The sequence below is a fragment of the Halomonas sp. BC04 genome, assembly GCF_000568385.1.
Genome location: NZ_AZQX01000206.1, coordinates 1 through 17,595 on the forward strand (window position 1 = coordinate 1; position 17,595 = coordinate 17,595).

At 60.6% G+C, this 17,595-nt stretch carries 22 protein-coding genes and 3 pseudogenes; 11 read left to right on the forward strand and 14 right to left on the reverse strand.

Features of this window, described 5'->3' with window-relative positions; all coding sequences use genetic code 11:
- A partial coding sequence (locus tag Q427_RS14335) for a type I restriction-modification enzyme R subunit C-terminal domain-containing protein (RefSeq protein WP_043515063.1) occupies positions 1-286 on the forward strand: 286 nt, incomplete at its 5' end.
- 205 nt (positions 287-491) lie between these two features.
- Here Q427_RS14335 and Q427_RS36945 read toward each other — a convergent pair.
- The 4 genes and pseudogenes from Q427_RS36945 to Q427_RS14355 form a co-directional block, all read right to left on the reverse strand.
- Positions 492-897 (reverse strand): annotated as a pseudogene (locus Q427_RS36945) (NAD(P)/FAD-dependent oxidoreductase); the annotation flags it as partial.
- A gap of 71 nt (positions 898-968) precedes the next feature.
- Complete coding sequence (locus Q427_RS14345; protein ID WP_043515067.1) at positions 969-1,535, reverse strand: hypothetical protein; 567 nt, start codon at positions 1,533-1,535, stop codon at positions 969-971.
- The gene (locus Q427_RS14350; protein WP_043515070.1) at positions 1,532-2,065 is read right to left on the reverse strand and encodes a hypothetical protein; all 534 of its coding nucleotides are present in this window, start codon (positions 2,063-2,065) and stop codon (positions 1,532-1,534) included. The genes Q427_RS14345 and Q427_RS14350 overlap by 4 nt, the downstream gene beginning before the upstream one ends.
- Positions 2,062-2,550, reverse strand: a complete 489-nt coding sequence (locus tag Q427_RS14355; protein ID WP_043515072.1) for a PAAR domain-containing protein — start codon at positions 2,548-2,550, stop codon at positions 2,062-2,064. The genes Q427_RS14350 and Q427_RS14355 overlap by 4 nt, the downstream gene beginning before the upstream one ends.
- A gap of 177 nt (positions 2,551-2,727) precedes the next feature.
- Between Q427_RS14355 and Q427_RS30240 the strand changes: the two are divergent.
- The 4 genes and pseudogenes from Q427_RS30240 to Q427_RS32335 all read left to right on the forward strand — a co-directional run.
- Positions 2,728-2,864 (forward strand): annotated as a pseudogene (locus Q427_RS30240) (GMP synthase (glutamine-hydrolyzing)); the annotation flags it as partial.
- 103 nt (positions 2,865-2,967) lie between these two features.
- The gene (locus Q427_RS35375) at positions 2,968-3,288 is read left to right on the forward strand and encodes a zeta toxin family protein (protein ID WP_269321247.1); all 321 of its coding nucleotides are present in this window, start codon (positions 2,968-2,970) and stop codon (positions 3,286-3,288) included.
- The gene (locus Q427_RS14360; protein WP_269321248.1) at positions 3,189-3,704 is read left to right on the forward strand and encodes a zeta toxin family protein; all 516 of its coding nucleotides are present in this window, start codon (positions 3,189-3,191) and stop codon (positions 3,702-3,704) included. The genes Q427_RS35375 and Q427_RS14360 overlap by 100 nt, the downstream gene beginning before the upstream one ends.
- A 2-nt stretch (positions 3,705-3,706) precedes the next feature.
- Positions 3,707-3,856, forward strand: coding sequence for a hypothetical protein (locus tag Q427_RS32335; protein WP_197030653.1), 150 nt, complete (start codon positions 3,707-3,709; stop codon positions 3,854-3,856).
- Positions 3,857-4,192: 336 nt separating this feature from the next.
- Here Q427_RS32335 and Q427_RS14365 read toward each other — a convergent pair whose 3' ends face one another.
- Positions 4,193-5,440, reverse strand: coding sequence for an NAD(P)/FAD-dependent oxidoreductase (locus tag Q427_RS14365; RefSeq protein ID WP_043515074.1), 1,248 nt, complete (start codon positions 5,438-5,440; stop codon positions 4,193-4,195).
- Positions 5,441-5,674: 234 nt separating this feature from the next.
- Complete coding sequence (locus Q427_RS28945) at positions 5,675-7,291, reverse strand: sensor domain-containing diguanylate cyclase (RefSeq protein WP_197030654.1); 1,617 nt, start codon at positions 7,289-7,291, stop codon at positions 5,675-5,677.
- A 293-nt stretch (positions 7,292-7,584) separates the two neighbouring features.
- Between Q427_RS28945 and Q427_RS14375 the strand changes: the two genes are divergently transcribed.
- The 3 genes from Q427_RS14375 (at position 7,585) to Q427_RS32345 (ending at position 9,026) form a co-directional block, all read left to right on the forward strand.
- Complete coding sequence (locus Q427_RS14375; protein ID WP_051496394.1) at positions 7,585-8,136, forward strand: hypothetical protein; 552 nt, start codon at positions 7,585-7,587, stop codon at positions 8,134-8,136.
- 135 nt (positions 8,137-8,271) lie between these two features.
- Positions 8,272-8,535 carry a hypothetical protein gene (locus Q427_RS32340; RefSeq protein ID WP_197030655.1) on the forward strand — a complete coding sequence of 88 codons (264 nt, stop codon included), beginning with the start codon at positions 8,272-8,274 and terminating at the stop codon, positions 8,533-8,535.
- Positions 8,535-9,026 (forward strand): HAD hydrolase-like protein, encoded by a 492-nt coding sequence (locus Q427_RS32345; protein WP_331280643.1) that lies wholly within the window; start codon positions 8,535-8,537, stop codon positions 9,024-9,026. Before Q427_RS32340 ends, Q427_RS32345 begins: the two co-directional genes overlap by 1 nt.
- Positions 9,027-9,079: 53 nt before the next feature.
- Here the strand turns inward: Q427_RS32345 and Q427_RS14385 are convergent, their stop codons facing one another.
- From Q427_RS14385 to Q427_RS14405, 5 genes are all read right to left on the reverse strand, one after another.
- Positions 9,080-10,342: a type II toxin-antitoxin system HipA family toxin gene (locus Q427_RS14385; protein WP_043515076.1), complete on the reverse strand. Its 1,263-nt coding sequence runs from the start codon at positions 10,340-10,342 to the stop codon at positions 9,080-9,082.
- Positions 10,339-10,599, reverse strand: coding sequence for a helix-turn-helix transcriptional regulator (locus Q427_RS14390; protein ID WP_043515077.1), 261 nt, complete (start codon positions 10,597-10,599; stop codon positions 10,339-10,341). The genes Q427_RS14385 and Q427_RS14390 overlap by 4 nt, the downstream gene beginning before the upstream one ends.
- A gap of 238 nt (positions 10,600-10,837) precedes the next feature.
- Positions 10,838-11,113 (reverse strand): hypothetical protein, encoded by a 276-nt coding sequence (locus Q427_RS14395; protein ID WP_155833577.1) that lies wholly within the window; start codon positions 11,111-11,113, stop codon positions 10,838-10,840.
- Between the two features lie 20 nt (positions 11,114-11,133).
- The gene (locus Q427_RS14400) at positions 11,134-11,331 is read right to left on the reverse strand and encodes a hypothetical protein (protein ID WP_043515083.1); all 198 of its coding nucleotides are present in this window, start codon (positions 11,329-11,331) and stop codon (positions 11,134-11,136) included.
- A 79-nt stretch (positions 11,332-11,410) separates the two neighbouring features.
- Positions 11,411-11,626, reverse strand: coding sequence for a TIGR02450 family Trp-rich protein (locus tag Q427_RS14405; RefSeq protein WP_043515086.1), 216 nt, complete (start codon positions 11,624-11,626; stop codon positions 11,411-11,413).
- A 180-nt stretch (positions 11,627-11,806) separates the two neighbouring features.
- Between Q427_RS14405 and Q427_RS14410 the strand changes: the two genes are divergently transcribed.
- Both Q427_RS14410 and Q427_RS14415 read left to right on the forward strand, forming a co-directional pair.
- Entirely contained in the window at positions 11,807-12,421 is a 615-nt protein-coding gene (locus Q427_RS14410) for a LysE family translocator (RefSeq protein WP_043515088.1), read from the forward strand.
- Positions 12,422-12,434: 13 nt separating this feature from the next.
- The gene (locus Q427_RS14415) at positions 12,435-12,821 is read left to right on the forward strand and encodes a nuclear transport factor 2 family protein (protein WP_043515090.1); all 387 of its coding nucleotides are present in this window, start codon (positions 12,435-12,437) and stop codon (positions 12,819-12,821) included.
- 172 nt (positions 12,822-12,993) lie between these two features.
- Here the strand turns inward: Q427_RS14415 and Q427_RS14420 are convergent, their stop codons facing one another.
- Both Q427_RS14420 and Q427_RS31360 read right to left on the reverse strand, forming a co-directional pair.
- Positions 12,994-16,221, reverse strand: a complete 3,228-nt coding sequence (locus Q427_RS14420) for a DEAD/DEAH box helicase (protein WP_043515100.1) — start codon at positions 16,219-16,221, stop codon at positions 12,994-12,996.
- A 356-nt stretch (positions 16,222-16,577) separates the two neighbouring features.
- Positions 16,578-16,718, reverse strand: a complete 141-nt coding sequence (locus Q427_RS31360) for a hypothetical protein (protein ID WP_155833578.1) — start codon at positions 16,716-16,718, stop codon at positions 16,578-16,580.
- On the opposite strand from Q427_RS31360, the gene Q427_RS14425 reads away from it, so the two are divergent.
- Complete coding sequence (locus Q427_RS14425; RefSeq protein WP_043515092.1) at positions 16,717-17,355, forward strand: Vat family streptogramin A O-acetyltransferase; 639 nt, start codon at positions 16,717-16,719, stop codon at positions 17,353-17,355. The genes Q427_RS31360 and Q427_RS14425 overlap by 2 nt on opposite strands.
- A 50-nt stretch (positions 17,356-17,405) precedes the next feature.
- Here the strand turns inward: Q427_RS14425 and Q427_RS32350 are convergent.
- Positions 17,406-17,595 (reverse strand): annotated as a pseudogene (locus Q427_RS32350) (hypothetical protein); the annotation flags it as partial.

Consider the following 17,595-nt stretch of genomic DNA (forward strand, 5'->3'; position numbering starts at 1 on the left):
TGACGTGCTGGCCTATATCGCTTTCAACCTGGCCCCGGTGACACGCGCCGAGCGGGTGGATTCACACCGCGAAGCCATCTTCCAGGGCCACGACTACCGGCAACAGGAATTCCTGTGCTTCGTGCTCGATCATTATGTCGCGCGCGGGGTGGGTGAGCTTTCCACCGACAAGCTGCCGCAGTTGATCGAACTGAAATACCACAGCCTGGGAGATGCCGTCCGCGAACTTGGCCCGGCGGGCCAAATCCGGGAAGTCTTTGTGGAATTTCAGCAACATCTGTACTGAGGCACGGTCGGTGTAGAGGCTAACAATGCGCACTGAAAGACAATTCTGCTGCGCTACATTGCCGCTGGTATGCTTTGCGTTATGTATATTAGGAGAAAGTTGGCCTGAAATAGGGAGAGGTAAGCTCAGTGCTAGAGTCCAATCAGTGCTGAGTCTGCGATAAGCGGGCGCCCTTATGGCGCCCGTTTTTGTAGTGATCTCACCTTCAGAAGCGATCCACGCGAAATGGGGCCATATCCACCGCGTGCGTTTCGCCATCCATCATCTGAGCGAGTAGTTCGTCGGTGGCCGGGCCGAGGCTAAAGCCCTGGTGACCGTGGCCGAAGGCGAGCCACAGCCCCTCCTTGCCGGGGGGGGCGGGCCGATTACCGCTTCATGTCGGGCATGCAGGGCCGCGCCCCCGTTGACAACAGCTTGCGTACCACCTTCTTGGCGGCGGCCAACTGCTTGTACTGGGGCGGCGAGTCCAGGTCGGCGAGCCCGGCGCCGGTGGTCAGGCGAATCCCGGCGCGCATCGGTGCGAGCAGGAACCCTTTCTCGGCGTCCATCATCCAGTGGTTGAGCTTGGCCTCCTTTCCCGCAGAGTAGTGCATATGGTAGCCCGCTCTGACGGCCGCATAGTGTGCCGTAGTCGTATTGCGGACTTATGAAACTGTTTCGCGCTCTAGACATCGATAAGCCATTAAGGCAACACCATCCGAATCAACTCCTCCCGCTCCATCTCCAGCATCTCTTCCACCATCGGATTCTTAATCGGGTCGTCGCTTGCCTGCCATTCCCCTACCAAGGAGGTGGCTTCAGGCGACTCGGCCAGTCGAGCTGCCAGGACGTGATTAGCATCCGGGTGGTCACTGATCTCGCTGGCGTAGTCACTCTCCACTTCCGCGTAGCAGCCCAGGGCGTCTGCCGTGGCTCCCTCCAAGCGCTCTTTCAGCATGCAGCGCATCAGCCTCCCTTCCTTGTGTAACTCTCCTTCTTTCAGAACATCCAGATCAGCCTTGGCCGCATCGTAGTGGCCAAGGCTGGCATTTAGCTGTGCGCGGCTATTGAGAAGGTCGGTGTCGTTTGGATGCCGTTCGAGCCCCTCATCGTAGATCGTGAGCACATCCTTGAGCTGGTTGGCATCGCCACGTGCTTCGATGAGTGCTGCGTTGGCGCGCTCCAGGTAATGCTCCGGAGGCTCGCCTTTGGCCGGTGAGCAGGCGGTGAGCAGCATACCGATCATCGTGACAAACAGGATTTTCTTCACCGTGGTTCGACCTCGATCTCGAAAGTGATGCTTGTCGTGCGGGAGGCCAAGTTACCTGGGCCGCTGGAAAAGTAATAGCCTCCGGTAAGTTGAAGCGTCAGATGGCGGGGCGGTATGGGTAGCGTGAAGGTAGCATGGCCGATGGGGGTGAAGTCGTCATCAGGCCAAGCGGAAATGCCCCCTCGCTCGAGATCCTGATTGGCAATAGTCAGGGGGCCATGGCGAAGTGTGGCAGAAACGTACCAATCGACGGAGCCGAGATGGCTGGCAGCCGTTCTGCCCAGGGCACTTACGCTTAGCGTGCTGTTGCGCAGCGTAATATGACCCCGCAGGTTGTAAGTGGCGTGAATACCCACGCCTTCGGCCAGCATATAGTCGGGTGTGACCTTGAAGAAGGGCTCAGAAAATTCCCGATAACGTACCGCGGGCACCTCGATATCTTTCGGCTCGGTATTGCTGGTCAGCGTCGACAGAAAGTCACCAAGCAGGATGTAGCCCTCTTCGCCGGGGCGGGCAGGGGGTTCGCTCATGCTGGCTGGCTCTCCTTGATGAATACTTGGAGTTTTTCGGGTTGATCGTGCTCGGGTACCAGGCTAGTCAGGCCTTGGGAGTCACTTACGCCACGGATCCGTTCGCCATTCTCCCTCACGATGAGGTAGGAAACGCCGGCCACGGGGTTGCCGGCTGCGTCGACAAGGCGAAAGCGTTCGTTGTAACGCTTGGGTAGCTCGGTGAGCAGGCTGGCGGCAGGCGCATGCGGTGAGCCGACTTCAGTGCTGCAGCCCGTCACCACCTGACCGCCACAGGAAGTGGCGCTACCATGTATGGCTGCCGGTGAGCCCTCGATGGGATACCACGCCACGCCAGCGGTAATGCTGGCGCCACAGGAGCACTTGTCACCAACCCTGGCGATGGCAATGCCATCCACCTTGGCGGTGGCGGCGCCGGAAACGATGCGATGTGGTCCCCCTTTGCAGGAGCAGGCCACCTTATCGCCAATCTTTGCAAGATCCATGGTTTCGTCCCTTATATCCCATGCCCATGGTGCGGTTATCGATTATGGCTAGCTTCAGCGCCTTGGCTACCGCCGGGTGAGGATTTGAGAGATCGCTTACGGCAATGCCAGCAATATCTTACAGAGCTACTGGGACGAGGGTTGCGAGTGTTTGTCGATGGCGACGGGCATGCGTCCCTGCAAGCGCAATGGGCGCACCTGCCTACGAGCTGCTGGAAACGGTCTCCAACCGTATCATCAACGAGATCACCGGCGTCTCCCGCGTCACCTACGACGTCAGCAGCAAACCGCCCGCAATGATTGATTGGGAGTGAGGGCTGGACGCATCAGCGCATTCCGTTAAGAATGGTGAGGCCATCCGAGAGTCGGGTGGCCTTTTCGTAAAGGGGCAAGAATCCTGATACCAAGGAAGTGGGTATGGCCAGCGATGATGAGATCATAGCCCAGGCCGTGGCATATGCCCGAGGCCACCGCCAGCGCATCGCTCGGGAGAGAACAGACCCGGAGCGTTACCCTCGCGAGGAGAGGCCGGTTTCGATCTTCATGGCCGGATCTCCTGGCGCAGGAAAGACTGAGATTTCAAAGGAATATGTAGCCGCTATCGACGAACTCAGGGCGGAAGGTTTCGATGGCTTGGGTTGCATTCTACGTATCGACCTGATGACCTGCGTGAAGAGCTACCGGGCTATACGGGTCGAAATTCTTGGCTGTTCCAGAGCGCAGTGTCTCTCCTGGTAGAACGCATTCATGACCGGATGCTGAAGCAGCAGCAATCGTTCATCCTGGATGGCACGCTGGCCAGCCTTGATGTGGCCAGAAAGAATGTTTCCCGGTCCTTACGGAAGGAACGAGATGTCCAGATTTTCTTTGTCTATCAACATCCTAAGCTTGCCTGGCAGTTTGTCTGCGGTCGGGAGAAGGTTGAAGGGCGTAACATCCCACGTGAGAGCTTCATTCGACAGTTTCTGGATGTTCAGGATGTCGTGATGCAGATCAAACAGGAGTTCAGAGAACAAGTGGTGCTGGACATGATCATAAAGAACAACGACGGCACGAATCAGCGATGGGAGACGGACATCGACTCGATTGATGACTACCTTCCCGAGCGCTACACTCGAGAACAGTTGGAAGAACTGCTCGCTAACGAGGTTTGAGCATGAAAGACGAAGTCGTGAAATCAACCCCACTGACCCATTTCGCGCGCAACGCGACTGTAGAACAGAAGCAGGCGCTGCATAACAAGGTCATCCACAACGCCATCGCTCGCCAGAAGCGCGTCCTTGAGCAGGCCAAGGAAGGGCGTTGACGGCTATGCCATGACGGCGGCCGCCTCAACGAGATCGGCGGCGTCACTCGCGTGACCTACGACGATGGGAGTAGCCATGGGGGCAGGGGAGTCGTGGGTATCCCTGCGCCGAGTCCAATCAGCGCGTGAATTTACATAAAGCGGGCGCCCAAATGGCGCCCGCTTTCGTCGGCTTTGCACGAAAACTGCCTGCGCTCGGTCATGCGGCGTTAAAAATAGGCTCGTGCGCGAGTCCGATCAAAATGCTCATTTACAAGCCGTAAACTCCGCTTTTTCACCAATTTTTGCCTTGCCTGACCTTCGCTCGCCGACTTTTCGTACTAAAGCCTTGTGCCCTCACACTCTGAAGCGATCGACGCGGAACGGGGCCATATCCACCGCGGGCTCTTCGCCATCCATCATCTGGGCGAGCAGCTCGCCGGTGGCCGGGCCCAGGGTAAAGCCCTGATGGCCGTGGCCGAAGGCGAGCCACAGCCCCTCCTTGCCGGGGGCCGGGCCGATCACCGGCTTCATGTCGGGCATGCAGGGCCGCGCGCCTTTCCAGGGCTGAGCGTCGCGACGCTTGCCCAGCGGGAACAGCTTGCGTGCCACTTTCTCGGCGGCGGCCAGCTGTGTGTACTGGGGCGGTGAGTCCAGGTCGGCAAGCTCGGCGCCGGTGGTCAGGCGAATCCCGGCGCGCATCGGCTCGAGCAGGAATCCCTTCTCGGCGTCCATCACCCAGTGGTTGAGCTTCGCCCCCTCTTCCGCGGAGTAGTGCATATGGTAGCCGCGCTTCACGAACAGCGGCACCTTCATGCCCAGCCTTCCCAGCAGTTCACTGGCCCAGGGCCCCAAGGCCACCACCACCTGATCGGCCTCCAGGGCCCCCTCGCTGGTTTTGACCTGCCAGCCTCCATCGACCTGGAGCACGTCCTCGACGCTGGCCTGCTTCACATGGCCGCCCTGTTCGGCAAAGCTGCGGGCGTAGGCCTGCACCAGGCCGCCCGGATCCGAGACCATCCAGGGCTGCGTCCAGTGGATCGCCCCGATCAGCCCCTTGCTTAGATGCGGCTCCTTGGCGTAGAGCGCCTCGGCGTCCAGCACCTCATGCTCGACGCCGAAGCGTTCGAGGTCCTCCCTGGCCTCTTTCTGGCACTCCTCGAACGCCTTGCGGGTGCGGTAAAGCTGCAGCCAGCCGCCCTTGCGCACCAGCGCCTCGGCGCCGGCGGCTTCGATCATCGGCGCGTGGGCATCCTGGCAGCGCATGATCAGCGATGCCCACTCGCGTACGATGCGCTCGTAGCGCTTACCACTCGAGTTCAGCCAGTAGTTCAGCAGCGGACCCGCCGCGTTCATCATGCCGGTGGGGCGGTAGCGGATATCCACCTTGCGGTTGGGCAGCACCCGCAGCAGGGTGCGGATATCATGGGGGAAGGCGTAGGGGCGCACCGCCTCACGCTGGATGATGCCGGCATTGCCGAAGGAGGTCTCGAGCCCCGGCTCGCGGCGGTCCACCAGCGTGACGTCATGACCGCGACGCGCCAGATGCCAGGCCACGGATACGCCGACGATGCCGGCACCAAGAACGATGATATTGCGGGCCATGAAAAACTCCATGCCGATGGATGCAGAAAGCTCCGCCGCGGGGCAGAGCCTGTCATGCCAGGAGTTTAGCAGTACTTCACATAAAATCGGACAGGTGCTGATAATTAAGATGATGAAACTATTGTTCTGGCTATGGGTAGATCATCTATCCAAAAATAGAAGATAAAAAAGAAATTTCCGCGCGTTCTTTCTGGCCCTGTTGTGGCCAGGATTGACGCGCCTGTTCGGGAGAGTTCACGGGCGTGTCGCCACGCGATTTCTGCCCTCACGCTTGGCCTGGTACATGGCGGCGTCGGCTCGCCGGGTGACGGTATCGAGGCTCGTATCGGTGGGCTTGAAGTCGGTGACGCCGATGCTCACCGTGAAATCGAAGGGAAGCGCTTCTTCCTCGAGGGCCGCCTTGGCGATGAGAAGGCATAGTCGGCTCGCCACGGTCTCGGCTTCCTCCAGGGACATGCCAGGCAAGATGACCATGAACTCTTCGCCGCCGATGCGGCAGGGAATATCGCTGTCGCGCAGAGAGTGCCGCAGGGTGTCCGCCAGCAGCCGTAGCCCCTTGTCTCCCTCGGCGTGGCCCAGAGTGTCGTTGATGATCTTGAAGTGGTCGATATCGATCATGAGCAGGGCCGCTTGACCCCCCTCTTTCTGGACCGTTCTGGCGACCCTGCTGGCAGCTTCGTCGAATGAGCGACGATTGGCCAGTCCGGTCAGGGGGTCGGTACTGGCCTTGTGGGCCCAGTCCGCTTCCTTGTGTCGCTGCCGAGTGATGTCGCTGTAAGCCCAGAGGTGTCCATGATACTCGTCGGCGACAATGAGCGGGGTGTAGGAGCGCTCGAGGAAGCGGCCATCCGACATGGCCAGCAGGTCGCGGGGGTGCTTGGACCTGGCCGCGATGAGTTCCTCGATTCGCATCACGAAGGCTTCCGGTTCGGAGAAATGGCCCTTGGTGGACTGGGCGGCTTCCCGGCAGTCCATGCCCACAAGCTGCTCGGGACCGGCCTCAATGCCGAAGAGGTCGCAGAAGGCCTGGTTGGTCACGATCACCCGACGATTCTCATCCTCGAGAAGCAGCCCCAGTTCCAGCCTCTCGAGGACCACTTCCAACTGGTGCTGAGAGACGCGCTGAGCGCTCTCCAGCGACTTGCGCGGCGTAATGTCGAATTCGCTCATCACGATCATTGGCAGGCCTGTCTTGGGGTCGGTGGCGCGGCACAGGTCGACATGGTGCCAGCGCCCTGTGTCGTCGGCACGCATGATCGCCTCCAGCGAATATATCGGCGCCTCTCCCAGCTGCTGGAGGCACTGCTCGGCAAGGCGGGCATCCGTGAAGCAAGCGGCGAAGGAGGTCAGACCCGGGCGGGCGGCAAGGGCGGCTGGATTGCACATCAGCAGGTGTCCCTGGCCGTCGAACACGGAGACCATCATGGGCGTGTGCCGCACGGCCTCCAGGGCGCGCAGGCTGGCGGCATCGAGGGAGGACTGGCTTTCCAGCCCCTCCACCAGCATGCCGGTCCTTCCATCGCCCATGTCATAACCGCTGCAGCGGCAGTGCAGCGAGGTGGCTTGACCGCCGGGATAGAAGCTCCAGTGTTCATCGATGACCTCCCCCTGCGTCAGGCGCGGGAGGTAATCCGCCAGCCGCCGCCGGGCTGCCTCGCTCATGGTCGATGAGACGTCGCGGGTATAGAGCGCCTCAGGCGCTTCGGCCTGCCAGAACCTCAAGGCTGCCGCATTGGCGTAGTGAAACCGTTCTTGTTGGATATCGAAGATCCAGACCGGAGTCTGCAGTCGATCGAGAAGGGGAGTCGGGTCGCTGGTGGCCGACTGAGCGGGAGTGGAGGAGGAGCTCATGAGATCGAAAGGGCCCTCAAGGTTGCTGCGGATGTCCGCCATCGCCGGTCAAACTGCAAGGAACCGTACTATCTCATGCTAACCCCGCCATCGAATGACGGATATACGCCCTTCGCTGATGCTTCCTCAACCGCTGGCGAGACCGGCGGGCGCCGCTGACATGGTGAGTTGTGGGCATGTCACTATCGTCAAGAGAGAGGAGCGAGGGCCGACATTCAGGCCGTAGAACATGCACATGGGGCTTCTCCGGAAGCCAGGGGACCGCTGGGTGATCAGGGCGCGGAGGCCACACCATGGAGCGCATCCGGCATATCCATTCCATCACCAAGCGCCTGATCGTCATGACGACGGTGGCGATTGCCGTGCTGGGGGGCATCTTCGCGCTGACCTTTTTCTTCAACCAGCGGTTTCTGGTGACCTGGGCGGTCCCCCTGTGCGGCATCATCGGCGGTTTCGTCAGCATTCAGCAGCGGCTGAACAATGTTACCGATGAGGAGCTCGTGCTGCTGGATGCCTCCTGGTTCCAGATCCTGCTGGTGCCCATCTTCGGCGGCGTCTTCGCTCTGGTGCTCTACCTCGTGTTCCTCTCCGGCATCGTCTCGGGGGATCTCTTTCCCCGGTTTACCTTCCCGACACAGGAAGAGAGGCAATCGGGCGACGACTTCATGCTCAGCATCTTCCGGGAAACCTACCCCAGCTCCGGGCCGGACCTGGCCAAGCTGCTGTTCTGGTCATTCGTGGCGGGCTTCTCGGAACGCTTCGTGCCGCAACTGATCAGCAAGGTCACGACGTCGGTCACCTCGGTCTCCGAGAGGGCCGAGCGGGATGACTCTGCAGATCGTTGAGTGACCGGTGTCGGCCTGGCTGCTCGGTGCCGAGTGGATTTCGCCCCACACGGCCGCCGGGCATGGATAGACAGCGCCGCGCGGACTAGCATCAATGGAGTCAATTCTGCTGGGAAGCAAGGGGGAGGGACGCTGATGCTGAAGGCGGTTTTGCTCGATATCAGTGGCGTGCTGAGCGAGGACGGCGAGGCCCTGCCCGGCGCCGTGGAAGCGGTGGGGCGGCTGCAGTCCAGCGGCCTGGCGCTGCGCTTCCTGACCAACACCTCGCGCAAGACCTCGGCGACGGTGTGTGATGAGCTGCAGCGGCTGGGTTTCGACCCGTCGCCCGAGCAGGTGTTCACCGCGCCGGGGGCGATCCGTCGCTATCTCGAGCACAGCGGCTTCGCCCCTACCTGCTGATCCATGAGCGGCTCGAGCCCGAGTTTGCCGACCTGCCCTGCGATGAGCCCAATGCGGTGGTGCTCGGCGATGCCGAACAGCGTCTGGACTATGCCCACCTGGACGAGGCCTTCCGACTGCTGCTGGAGGGCGCGCCGTTGCTCGCCGTGGGCACCAATCGCTACTTCCGCCAGGAGGGCACCCTGCATCTGGACGCGGGGCCCTTCGTGCGCGCCCTGGAATACGCCGCCGGCATCGAGGCCAAGGTGCTGGGAAAACCCTCCAGCGATTTCTTCCATGCCGTGCTCGAGGAGGTCGGCGTGGCACCCGACGAGGCGCTGATGGTGGGCGATGATGTGGAGTGCGACGTGGTCGCCGCCATGGAGCTCGGCCTGCAGGCCTGCCTGATTCGCTCAGGCAAGTATCGCCCGGGGGACGAGGAGCAGGCACCGCAGGCCCGCTGTGAGGCGAGCCTGGCCGACCTGGTCGATGCGCTGCGGGAAGCGCGCTAGGGGCTGCACTGATCCCCGCCATGGCCATGTTGCCGGCCGCTTGTTTTGTGAGGTCAACTGACCCCAGCGGCCCACCTTGTCGGCAGCTTGTGGCAGTTGCTCAGCAGCCGCTGCTGCAGCCTCTCCAGCAGCGACTGCTCGGTGCCGGGAGGGGCCTCTGGGCCGAGGACTGCGACTGTTTTGTCGATGGCGGCGGGCATGCGCTCGGCAAGCTCGAGCCCTTGGCGCAGGAAGTAGCGCGGTTGGAATCGCATCTCCCTGGCCAGGGTCTCAAGGTGCGAGCGTTCGATGCTGCCGGGGCGATCCTCCCCGGCGATGCGAAGCGCGAAGCGGCGCGAGAGCCCGCTATGGAGCGTCGTGCTCATCAGGTCGTAGAACGGCGCCAGCCGAGGCCTGTCGTCGGTGTAGAGGATGGCCAGGTTCTTGGCGTGGCTGTCGTTATTGCCGATCAGCAGGTTGAAGAAGAACCAGCCGATCAGGCGTTGCAGGTCCTTGGCCGGCGCGCCGGCATGCTGCAGGAGTTCGCGGCAGCGCGCCAGGCCGGGGCCGCCGTCGCTTTCGTACTTGATCAGCGAGGGAGTGCCGGCGAGCTGGCAGAAGTCGAGCTGATGCAGGCGTCGCAGCCCGCCCTGTTCGTCGGGAACCCGGTCGTAGCGGCGCACGAGGCAGGCCTGGGTCTCGCTCTGGTAGCTGGCCTGGGCGACCCCGAGCCCGAGTTCGCCGGCCAGCTGCATGCAGAAGGTCTCGTTGAGGGCGGAGCCCCATACACCTCTCAGGCCCTGGATGTCCGGCTTGAGGATATGGCTGGAAGGCGCGGAGTCTTCCGGAATGGCGGGGTGCCCGTCGCCCAGCAGCATCAACAGCAGCTTGTCCTGGGCGCCGGCCAGCGAGATGCGGGCTTCCTCGCCTTGCTGCGAGAGCAGGGAGCCTCGTTCCCGATGCCGCAGATGATCCGCCAGTGCCTCCCAGCTGATGGGGCGATAGTTGGGCGGAGCCGGTGATGCTCCCGGCGGCAGCAAGGTGAAGCCACTGGCCGTGTCCCCGCCGATGGCCTTCAGCAGCCCGAAGACGGTAGTGGTGTGATGGCGAAGCGCCAGGTGGTCGCGCAGCTCACCTTCCGGCAGCAGGTTCTCGAAGTAGGCCAGCACCTCATCGCCGACATGAACACGCTGCGTGAGGGGCAGCGAGGGCGAGAGACTCACGGACTTGGGTTGTTGCTGCCACGCGGGCGCATACTCGAAGCGCAGTGGTTGGCTGTCATGCAGCCTGCCAACCCACTGGTCGCCGTGGTAGACCTCCAGGGCATCGTCATTCATGACGACTCACCCTTGCGCCGCACGACGACCTCGAGTCCCATCAAGTCGAGCACATCCAGTACTTTCTGCAGCTGCAGGGTCGGCTTGCCCCGCTCCAGGTCGACGATGAAGCGATTTCCGGTACCGGCCAGACCGGCCAGGTCGATCTGCAGCAGTCCTTGCTCGGCACGCAATTGGCGCACCAGCTTGCCGAGGTCTTCGCTGTGGCGAACAGGAACGGCCAAGGAGGGCGAAGCAGTGGACTCGATGTTAGGCATGGCAAACCCGCTTATAATTACCGTTCGGTAATTCTAGGCGCGGGATCGACGATTACGCAATCGTAAAATTACCGAACGGTAATCATGGCGGCGTTGAGGGGCCAATCAGTCATAAAAGTTACTGATCGGTAATCGCAGGTTCTCAAGCGGCTTCCACCCTGGCGATCAGCTCACGGCAAACGCCGTTGTCACCGCGTCACGCTTCAGGTGGGATCGCCGCTGAAGCGGTGTGCTTCGTTCAGCGGCGGAGCTTGCGGACGTTGGACTTGGTCTTGGTGCTGTATGGCTTGAGTGCCGCGGCGGTGATCTTCGCGGGATCGGCGCCGCTGGCCATCGCCACTGCGGCTCGTTCGGTCGAGGCGGCGAAAATCGTTCCCTTCTCCATCATCATGCTCATGGCATCGGCGCCGCTCATGGCGCCGCTGGCCATCATCATGGTGCGACGGGCGATCACCTCGCTGGAGGAGAGCACCATCGTGTTGTAGGAAGAGGCGATTTTCATCCAGGCGAACATTGAGTACATCGGGGTATTTCTCATTTCGTTTGTGGCTCCTCATCAGTACGGTCTTCGAACTGAAGCTTCTTCATGAAAATCTTCCTGTGGATAGCCGGTATCCACGCCGGAGCTTCGCCATGAAGCCGTCGAAAATCAGAATTAGGCCACAATAGCTTTTGCCTGTGATCCGGGTCGGTGCGCTGCCACACCATCACCAGCCCGATTTTTTCCATCATGTCATGGTCGTTGGCGGCGGGCTCAAGCTATTGGCTCAAGTCCCTGGCGTAGTGGTATCGAAGCCGTCCCACGAAACCCTCAGCGCCAGCCCATCAGCCAGGTCTCGTCATTCTTGAGGTCCTGCCAGGGTAGGGTTCTCTCACGGTGGGTAAAGACGGCCTCGAGGGTCACCGCCACCACGTTCTCCTCCTCGTCGCGCTCCAGCGCCGTTACCAGAAAGTGCTTCTCCTTGTTGCTGGGCTTTGCCGCGGTCCACTTGCTGTGGTGCAGCTTCTCGGGATTGATGGCATTCATGGTGCTCTTCCTTTGCCTGAAGGAGAATTCGCCAGTCTAGGGCAGCAGGCGGAGTTCAGGCCAATCGAGCCGACGGATGGCCATGTTGCTTTTCCATTCGGCAGCAGTGATTCTTTATGATCATGCGATGTATTGATTGCCATGGATATGGACCATTGAACGTTATGCGAGGAACGCATTATGCCGCTGGAACTCTGGCTCTCCTTCTGCCTGGCCTCCCTGTTGATCATCGTCTCTCCGGGCCCCGCGGTGGCCCTGCTGGTCACCACCGGGGTCAACCGCGGGCGACGCGCCGCCCTGGCCATGCTGCCCGGCTTCTTCCTGGGTGACCTGCTGGCCATGACCCTGTCGTTCGCCGGGGTCGGTGCGTTGCTGATGGCCTCCGCCGAACTGTTCCAGCTGTTCAAGTGGCTCGGGGCCGCCTACCTGCTCTACCTGGGCATCAAGATGTGGCGTGAAGCGGGGCGACTGGGCGAGCTGGCGCCTTCGGGCACGGATATCCGGCTCGGCACGGCCAAGGCATTCCTGGTTACCGCGCTGAACCCCAAGAGCCTGGCCTTCTTCATGGCCTTCATGCCTCAGTTCGTGGCACCCAGCCAGCCGTTGCTGCCGCAGCTGGCGATCCTGTTCTCGACCTTCCTGGTGATCGGCGTGCTCAGCGATCTGGCCTTCACCTTCCTGGCGACCAGCGGCGGGCGGATGCTGAGCGCCCGGCTGCGCCGGATCCTGCATCGCACCGGTGCCGGCAGCCTGATCGGGGCGAGCGCCCTGGTTGCTGCCATGCGCCGGCCATGAGGGGGAGAGCAGAATGAAAACAGCAGGCGAGGTGGTGCATGAATTCTGGCGGCTGATGGCAACGAACGACTTTTACTCGGTGATGGCGGTGCTTGCGCCGGATTTCATTCTCGAGTGGCCGCAGTCCAATGAGCGTATTCGTGGTGGCGAGCGCTTCGCACAGATGAATGCCGAATATCCTGCGCACGGCCGCTGGCAGTTCACGCTCAAGCGGTTTGTTGAGAGTGATGATGAGGTGGTGACGGAGGTCGCCATCACCGATGGTGTGCAGTCGGCAATGGCTATCTCGTTCTTTACGGTGGAGCAGGGCAGAGTGAGCCGTCTGGTCGAATATTGGCCGGAGCCTTATGCGGCTCCGTCGAATAGAGAACATCTCGTCGAGTCCATGTCGTCAACCTAGTAGGTAGTGGTTTGGGCTTACCCCGTCGACTAGTACTGGGTTCGAGGTTGTGCACACGGCTGAAACGATGCCAGTCGTCACTTGCGTACTGTGCACTCTGAACCGAGTGCACCAGCACTTTATCCATGGGATGGCAACGCTCAATGGCCTGAGTGATTTGCTAAGCGGTTGATTAATCATAGGGAACCTGACGTTTAGCATCGGAAAAGTACTTCTTGCCTGCCCATACATCGGTACTGCCTACTATGTACACGCGCTTTTTTGCCCGTGTGACGGCTACATTCAGCAAATTGGGCTTGCTGGAAGCCCAGTCGGCGGCACCGGGTGACTCTTTTGAGAGGCCTAGTACAAAAATGACGTTGTCCTCTTCCTTGCCCTGGAAGGTATGTACCGTCCCGACCCGCCTACGCAGCCAATCGGCCAGTCTGTCGCGTCCGCCAAAGAAATCTGCGGGCAGCTCCTGTTCGAGGTGTCGTCTGATGCCATTTGCCACTGCCTTGAAGGGCGAAATCACATAGACGTTTGGCGGTTCGCCGGTCTTTTCAATATACGGCTTGAGCATGCGAGCGACCTGTTCCGCCTGTGAAGGGACGAAGTGCTTGCCCTGAACGCTGCCTTCCACATCGAACCAGCGGCTGTCTCCTGGGCCAGGCGATAATTCGTCGTTTCCATGGAGCATCTTGTCGTTGTAGGCGATGCGATTGGCGATGCTGAACATTGGTTCATCGCAGCGTCGGTGAACGCGTAGCGGGCTGCCAACCCAGAACTCATCGGATATCATGTTCGTGCCATAGGGATTGGCGCGATCTGCGACGACCTGAACCGACGACACCGTGGGCGACCACTTGTACCAGTCACCATCAAACTCGCCTCTGGCCATGGCCTCGACCAAGCCGGCAGGCACGGTGAAGACCGGCTCTATCTGCAGCGGGTCACCCACCACGACCGCCCGCTTGGCACGCCATAGCGCCCCAACGGCCTGCTGTGGCGAGGCCTGCCCTGCTTCATCCACGAACAGCCAGCCGATCTCGCCTTCGTTCAGGGCGCGAAACTGGTTGGAGACCGACGCAAATGTCGATGACACCACTGGTACGATCATAAACAGCATCTGCCAAAGGGCTTTTGCCGCATCGCGGTCATCGATGCTGCCATTCAGCACGGGCATCAGGGAACTTAGCGTTGGCCAAAGCTGGTTCTGCTTATCGTCATAAGTGGCAACGAGCCACGCCTGGTGCAGTTCGAAAGCACACGCCGTCAGTTGTCCACGGGCCTGATTCAACACTTCGCAATGGCCAAAAGAGGTGCGCTGCACCGCCGGTGCTTCCAGATCCAGCGTGTCGTCGGGTAGCAGTACGTCAGCATAAGTGTCTTGCAGAGGGGCGCACTCTCGACGCTCCGTTTCCAGCCGTCGCTCCATGGAAGCCAGGCGTTGTTGGCTCACTTCAGCCTGCCGCACGGCGCGTTTTTCTCGCTGCTGCATCTGCTGGAGTAGCGCCCGGTTCCTGCAGTATTTCCCCAATGGCCAGAAACGCACCTTTATCGCCTGCCGCTTGCTTTTCCAGAGCGCGACTCGGGCAGCGAAGCCGCGATGGGACTCTGCCTGGCGCTGAGCGGCATCGGTTTGGGTTTCCAGTCGCTGAAGCTCTTGCAACCGCTTGAGATCCTGTTGAACCGCTTCGACCTGGCGTTCGGCTACTTTGAAGGCCCGCTGAGCCGAGTGGAAGTCTCGCTTCGCATCGCGCCCTTCCGCCAATGCCTTGAGCGCGGGAACCAGCGTCGAATAATGCTCGGCATCGCCATGAGTTTCACACTGGCTGATGGGCTTGAAAAAGACCCGCTCGCCAAACGTATTGCGGTTGCCTTTCTTGCCCAGTGACGTGGCAATCAGGCCCCAGCACTCCTTGCCTAGTGTGAGCGCGTCGACGTGCAGTTTGCCGTCACTTTTCTTGTCATGACCGGCAGCGAGCTTCTGTCCCACCGGTTTCAGATAGGCAAGATCATGGTAAGCCGCGCCCAGTGCTTTGGATTGCGGTAATTCCTGGGTAACGTTCTCGACCGCCGCGTTGTTGCTGGACGCGACCACCATCTCGAACCCCGTCAGCTCGGGAATGAGCGTCTTGATGGGTTTCAACTGATCATCGATATTGGCGTGTATGTCTTCGCCGAACGCTGCCTCTGGGGATGAAAGCGAGGCCAGCACCTTTGCCCGCTTGACCACGTTGCGGGCTACCAGATCGCGCAGCATCGTCGTCTTGCCGGTGCCGGGTGGCCCATTGACAGAGTAGAGGCCGGTTTCAGCGAGTGTCTCATCAAGCGTATTAATCGCGAACTGCTGCATCAAACTCATCGAGTGGACATCTTCACCCGGCCAGCGCCCTGCCGGCATGCGATGTAACGCAAGGTTGCGCATGAGTAGCGAGCGGCCTTCGGGTAGCAGCAGGTCAGGATGGCGGTCACACTCACCTTGAAGATATCGCGCCAATGGCGAGCCGGGTGCTAACCCTTTCCTCTTGGCTTGCTCGATGACCGTTTCCAGATCACGGATAAAGAAGCTGTTGAGAATGGCGATCTCGTTGATCGAAGGCGTCTCTTCGTCTGATGGCGCTGCGGCTTTCTGATCCGTTGCCATGTCGTGACTCGCGGATTCCAATCGCGGGGTAAGCGCGCTCACCGCTGCCCATTCCCGCACGTCATTAGCGTTGCTCGTTGCAGGTCCGGCAGCTGCGTTAGCTTTGCTGCCGAATAGCTGTACGACCAGCGCTGGCGCCTCATCCTGGGGTGAAAACGCCGTCCAGCCCTGCATTGCCTTGAGCATCTCGATCAGCTCGAAGTTAGTGAGCTTGGGCGGTAGCTCATGTTCCCGCTTGAGGTTATCTGCCACCGTCAGGATGGTGTTGAGTCGCTCTCGGAATATCCCCGTCGCATCATTGAACGCCTTGATCGTAACGTCATCCAGCGTTCCCTGCTGCAACGCGCCCAGCATCCATGGGGCTGTGGAGATGGCAAAACTCTCGCGATCAATGATCCCGTTTACATCGACCTCCACCGTCATCGAACAGGTGAGCCCCTCATCGCGGCTGCGCTCCACCCAGGCCTCGGTCTTTTCCGGATACGCGCCACGTGCGACACGGAAAATTTCACTGCGTGCGAACAGGCCCAGGTAGAGCTTGAAACGATAAGTTTTCTCGGGCCGATAATCCTTACCGGCGCGCCTGACCATCTCCGCGTCGAGCCACGGCAGACAGTTTGGTGCTTCCAGCAGCTCATCACTGCGGTAGTGAATGGCGCCCTTGCCGTTATCGATATCCTTTAGCTCGGCGGATTCGAAAAACTCGATCTTGTGCCAGAACGACAGAATGCGCTCGGCCTGAGAGGATGAGGACGGAGAAGTTGACGTCATGCTGTTGCTTTCTTCCTTGTGCGTTTTGCCGGCACTCTCGCCGCCTGCTCTGCTTGGCATGGGGCAGTAGCGTCCCAGCGCTTCCTTTGCTGCCGGTCAGCTTAACGTCTATATTCGGTCAAGTCCTGTGGCACATATTGGTGAGGGCTAAAGGCCAATTATAACCGAGGGAGCGACAGACAGCACTTATCGGTCGACATCTGGCTATCGAACCATGAGAAGACGCGCCGCTAGCTTTTGCTACTTGTAGGGTCCCGGATAATAAAATGAGCCTTGGGAGTTATCCTCTGCTAGCAGCCAGGGGCCTTCTACAGAAAATCATCCGAGAGCAGCTTCAGGGACATCAAGCTGCATCATCAATCACCGATTGCAGTGATGGAAGAACGGCAATCAATCTGTTCGAGCATGATCTTCCCCGGCTCTCGGTTGGCATAGATCAGTGCTGCGCTGGAGGCGCCGGCGCGGTAGGCAGCGATGGATATAAGGAGGCCTGGCATGTACGGACCCTCTCCCTCCAACCCGCACCCCATGGAAGGCTTTCCCCAGGTGTGCTTTATCAAGAATGTGGTCAAGAGCCCGAATATCATCGTCGGTGATTTCACCTACTACGATGACCCGGAAGATTCGGAGGGCTTCGAGCGTAACGTGCTCTACCACTACCCGTTTATCGGCGACAAGCTGATCATCGGCAAGTTCTGCGCCATTGCCCGAGGTGCCAAGTTCATCATGAACGGGGCGAACCACAAGCTGTCCGGTATCTCCACCTACCCGTTCCAGATCTTCGGCAACGGTTGGGAAGAGGTTATGCCGGAACTGAGTGATCTCCCCTACAAGGGCGATACGGTGATTGGTCACGACGTATGGATCGGTTATGACGCCCTGATCATGCCCGGCGTGACGGTGGGCAACGGCGCCATCGTGTCGTCGCGTTCGGTGGTGGTCAGCGATGTGCCGCCCTATACGCTGGTCGGCGGCAATCCGGCGCGCCCCATCAAGCAGCGCTTCTCGCCCGAGGAGATCGACAGCCTGCAGGCCATTGCCTGGTGGGACTGGCCGGTGGAGAAGATCACCCGGCATCTGGCGCTGATTACCGCGGGGGATATCGAGGCGTTAAGACAAGTGATAAGTGATTGAGAGAAGTCTCGTAGGGTGCCTGCCTCATAGGAATCGCTTGGGCTGGTCTCTCACTCCTGTGGCATGAGCCGTGCCGCCACGGCTAACGCTACCGCCAGCAGCGGTATCCAGGCGCCCGGTGCACCCAGCAGCTGCAGGGTGGCGGCGCTGATCAGGCACCACAGGAGGGGCGCGACCATCAGGGCCCAGCCCCGGCGTGCCGGCTGGACGAGGGCCGCCACGCCGAGTGTTGCGATGGCC

Bases quoted from the DNA above. Each gene is read 5' to 3' on its own strand.
- Q427_RS32340 (WP_197030655.1), top strand. From the start codon at position 8,272: ATGCTGAAGGCGGTTTTGCTCGATATCAGTGGCGTGCTGAGCGAGGAC.
- Q427_RS35375 (WP_269321247.1), top strand. From the start codon at position 2,968: ATGGCCAGCGATGATGAGATCATAGCCCAGGCCGTGGCATATGCCCGA.
- Q427_RS14400 (WP_043515083.1), bottom strand. From the start codon at position 11,331: ATGATGGAAAAAATCGGGCTGGTGATGGTGTGGCAGCGCACCGACCCG.
- Q427_RS32335 (WP_197030653.1), top strand. From the start codon at position 3,707: ATGAAAGACGAAGTCGTGAAATCAACCCCACTGACCCATTTCGCGCGC.
- Q427_RS14355 (WP_043515072.1), bottom strand. From the start codon at position 2,550: ATGGATCTTGCAAAGATTGGCGATAAGGTGGCCTGCTCCTGCAAAGGG.
- Q427_RS14415 (WP_043515090.1), top strand. From the start codon at position 12,435: ATGAAAACAGCAGGCGAGGTGGTGCATGAATTCTGGCGGCTGATGGCA.
- Q427_RS14395 (WP_155833577.1), bottom strand. From the start codon at position 11,113: ATGTTCGCCTGGATGAAAATCGCCTCTTCCTACAACACGATGGTGCTC.
- Q427_RS14390 (WP_043515077.1), bottom strand. From the start codon at position 10,599: ATGCCTAACATCGAGTCCACTGCTTCGCCCTCCTTGGCCGTTCCTGTT.
- Q427_RS14405 (WP_043515086.1), bottom strand. From the start codon at position 11,626: ATGAATGCCATCAATCCCGAGAAGCTGCACCACAGCAAGTGGACCGCG.
- Q427_RS14375 (WP_051496394.1), top strand. From the start codon at position 7,585: ATGGAGCGCATCCGGCATATCCATTCCATCACCAAGCGCCTGATCGTC.
- Q427_RS28945 (WP_197030654.1), bottom strand. From the start codon at position 7,291: ATGAGCTCCTCCTCCACTCCCGCTCAGTCGGCCACCAGCGACCCGACT.
- Q427_RS14365 (WP_043515074.1), bottom strand. From the start codon at position 5,440: ATGGCCCGCAATATCATCGTTCTTGGTGCCGGCATCGTCGGCGTATCC.
- Q427_RS14385 (WP_043515076.1), bottom strand. From the start codon at position 10,342: ATGAATGACGATGCCCTGGAGGTCTACCACGGCGACCAGTGGGTTGGC.
- Q427_RS14350 (WP_043515070.1), bottom strand. From the start codon at position 2,065: ATGAGCGAACCCCCTGCCCGCCCCGGCGAAGAGGGCTACATCCTGCTT.
- Q427_RS31360 (WP_155833578.1), bottom strand. From the start codon at position 16,718: ATGCCAGGCCTCCTTATATCCATCGCTGCCTACCGCGCCGGCGCCTCC.
- Q427_RS14420 (WP_043515100.1), bottom strand. From the start codon at position 16,221: ATGACGTCAACTTCTCCGTCCTCATCCTCTCAGGCCGAGCGCATTCTG.
- Q427_RS14425 (WP_043515092.1), top strand. From the start codon at position 16,717: ATGTACGGACCCTCTCCCTCCAACCCGCACCCCATGGAAGGCTTTCCC.
- Q427_RS14410 (WP_043515088.1), top strand. From the start codon at position 11,807: ATGCCGCTGGAACTCTGGCTCTCCTTCTGCCTGGCCTCCCTGTTGATC.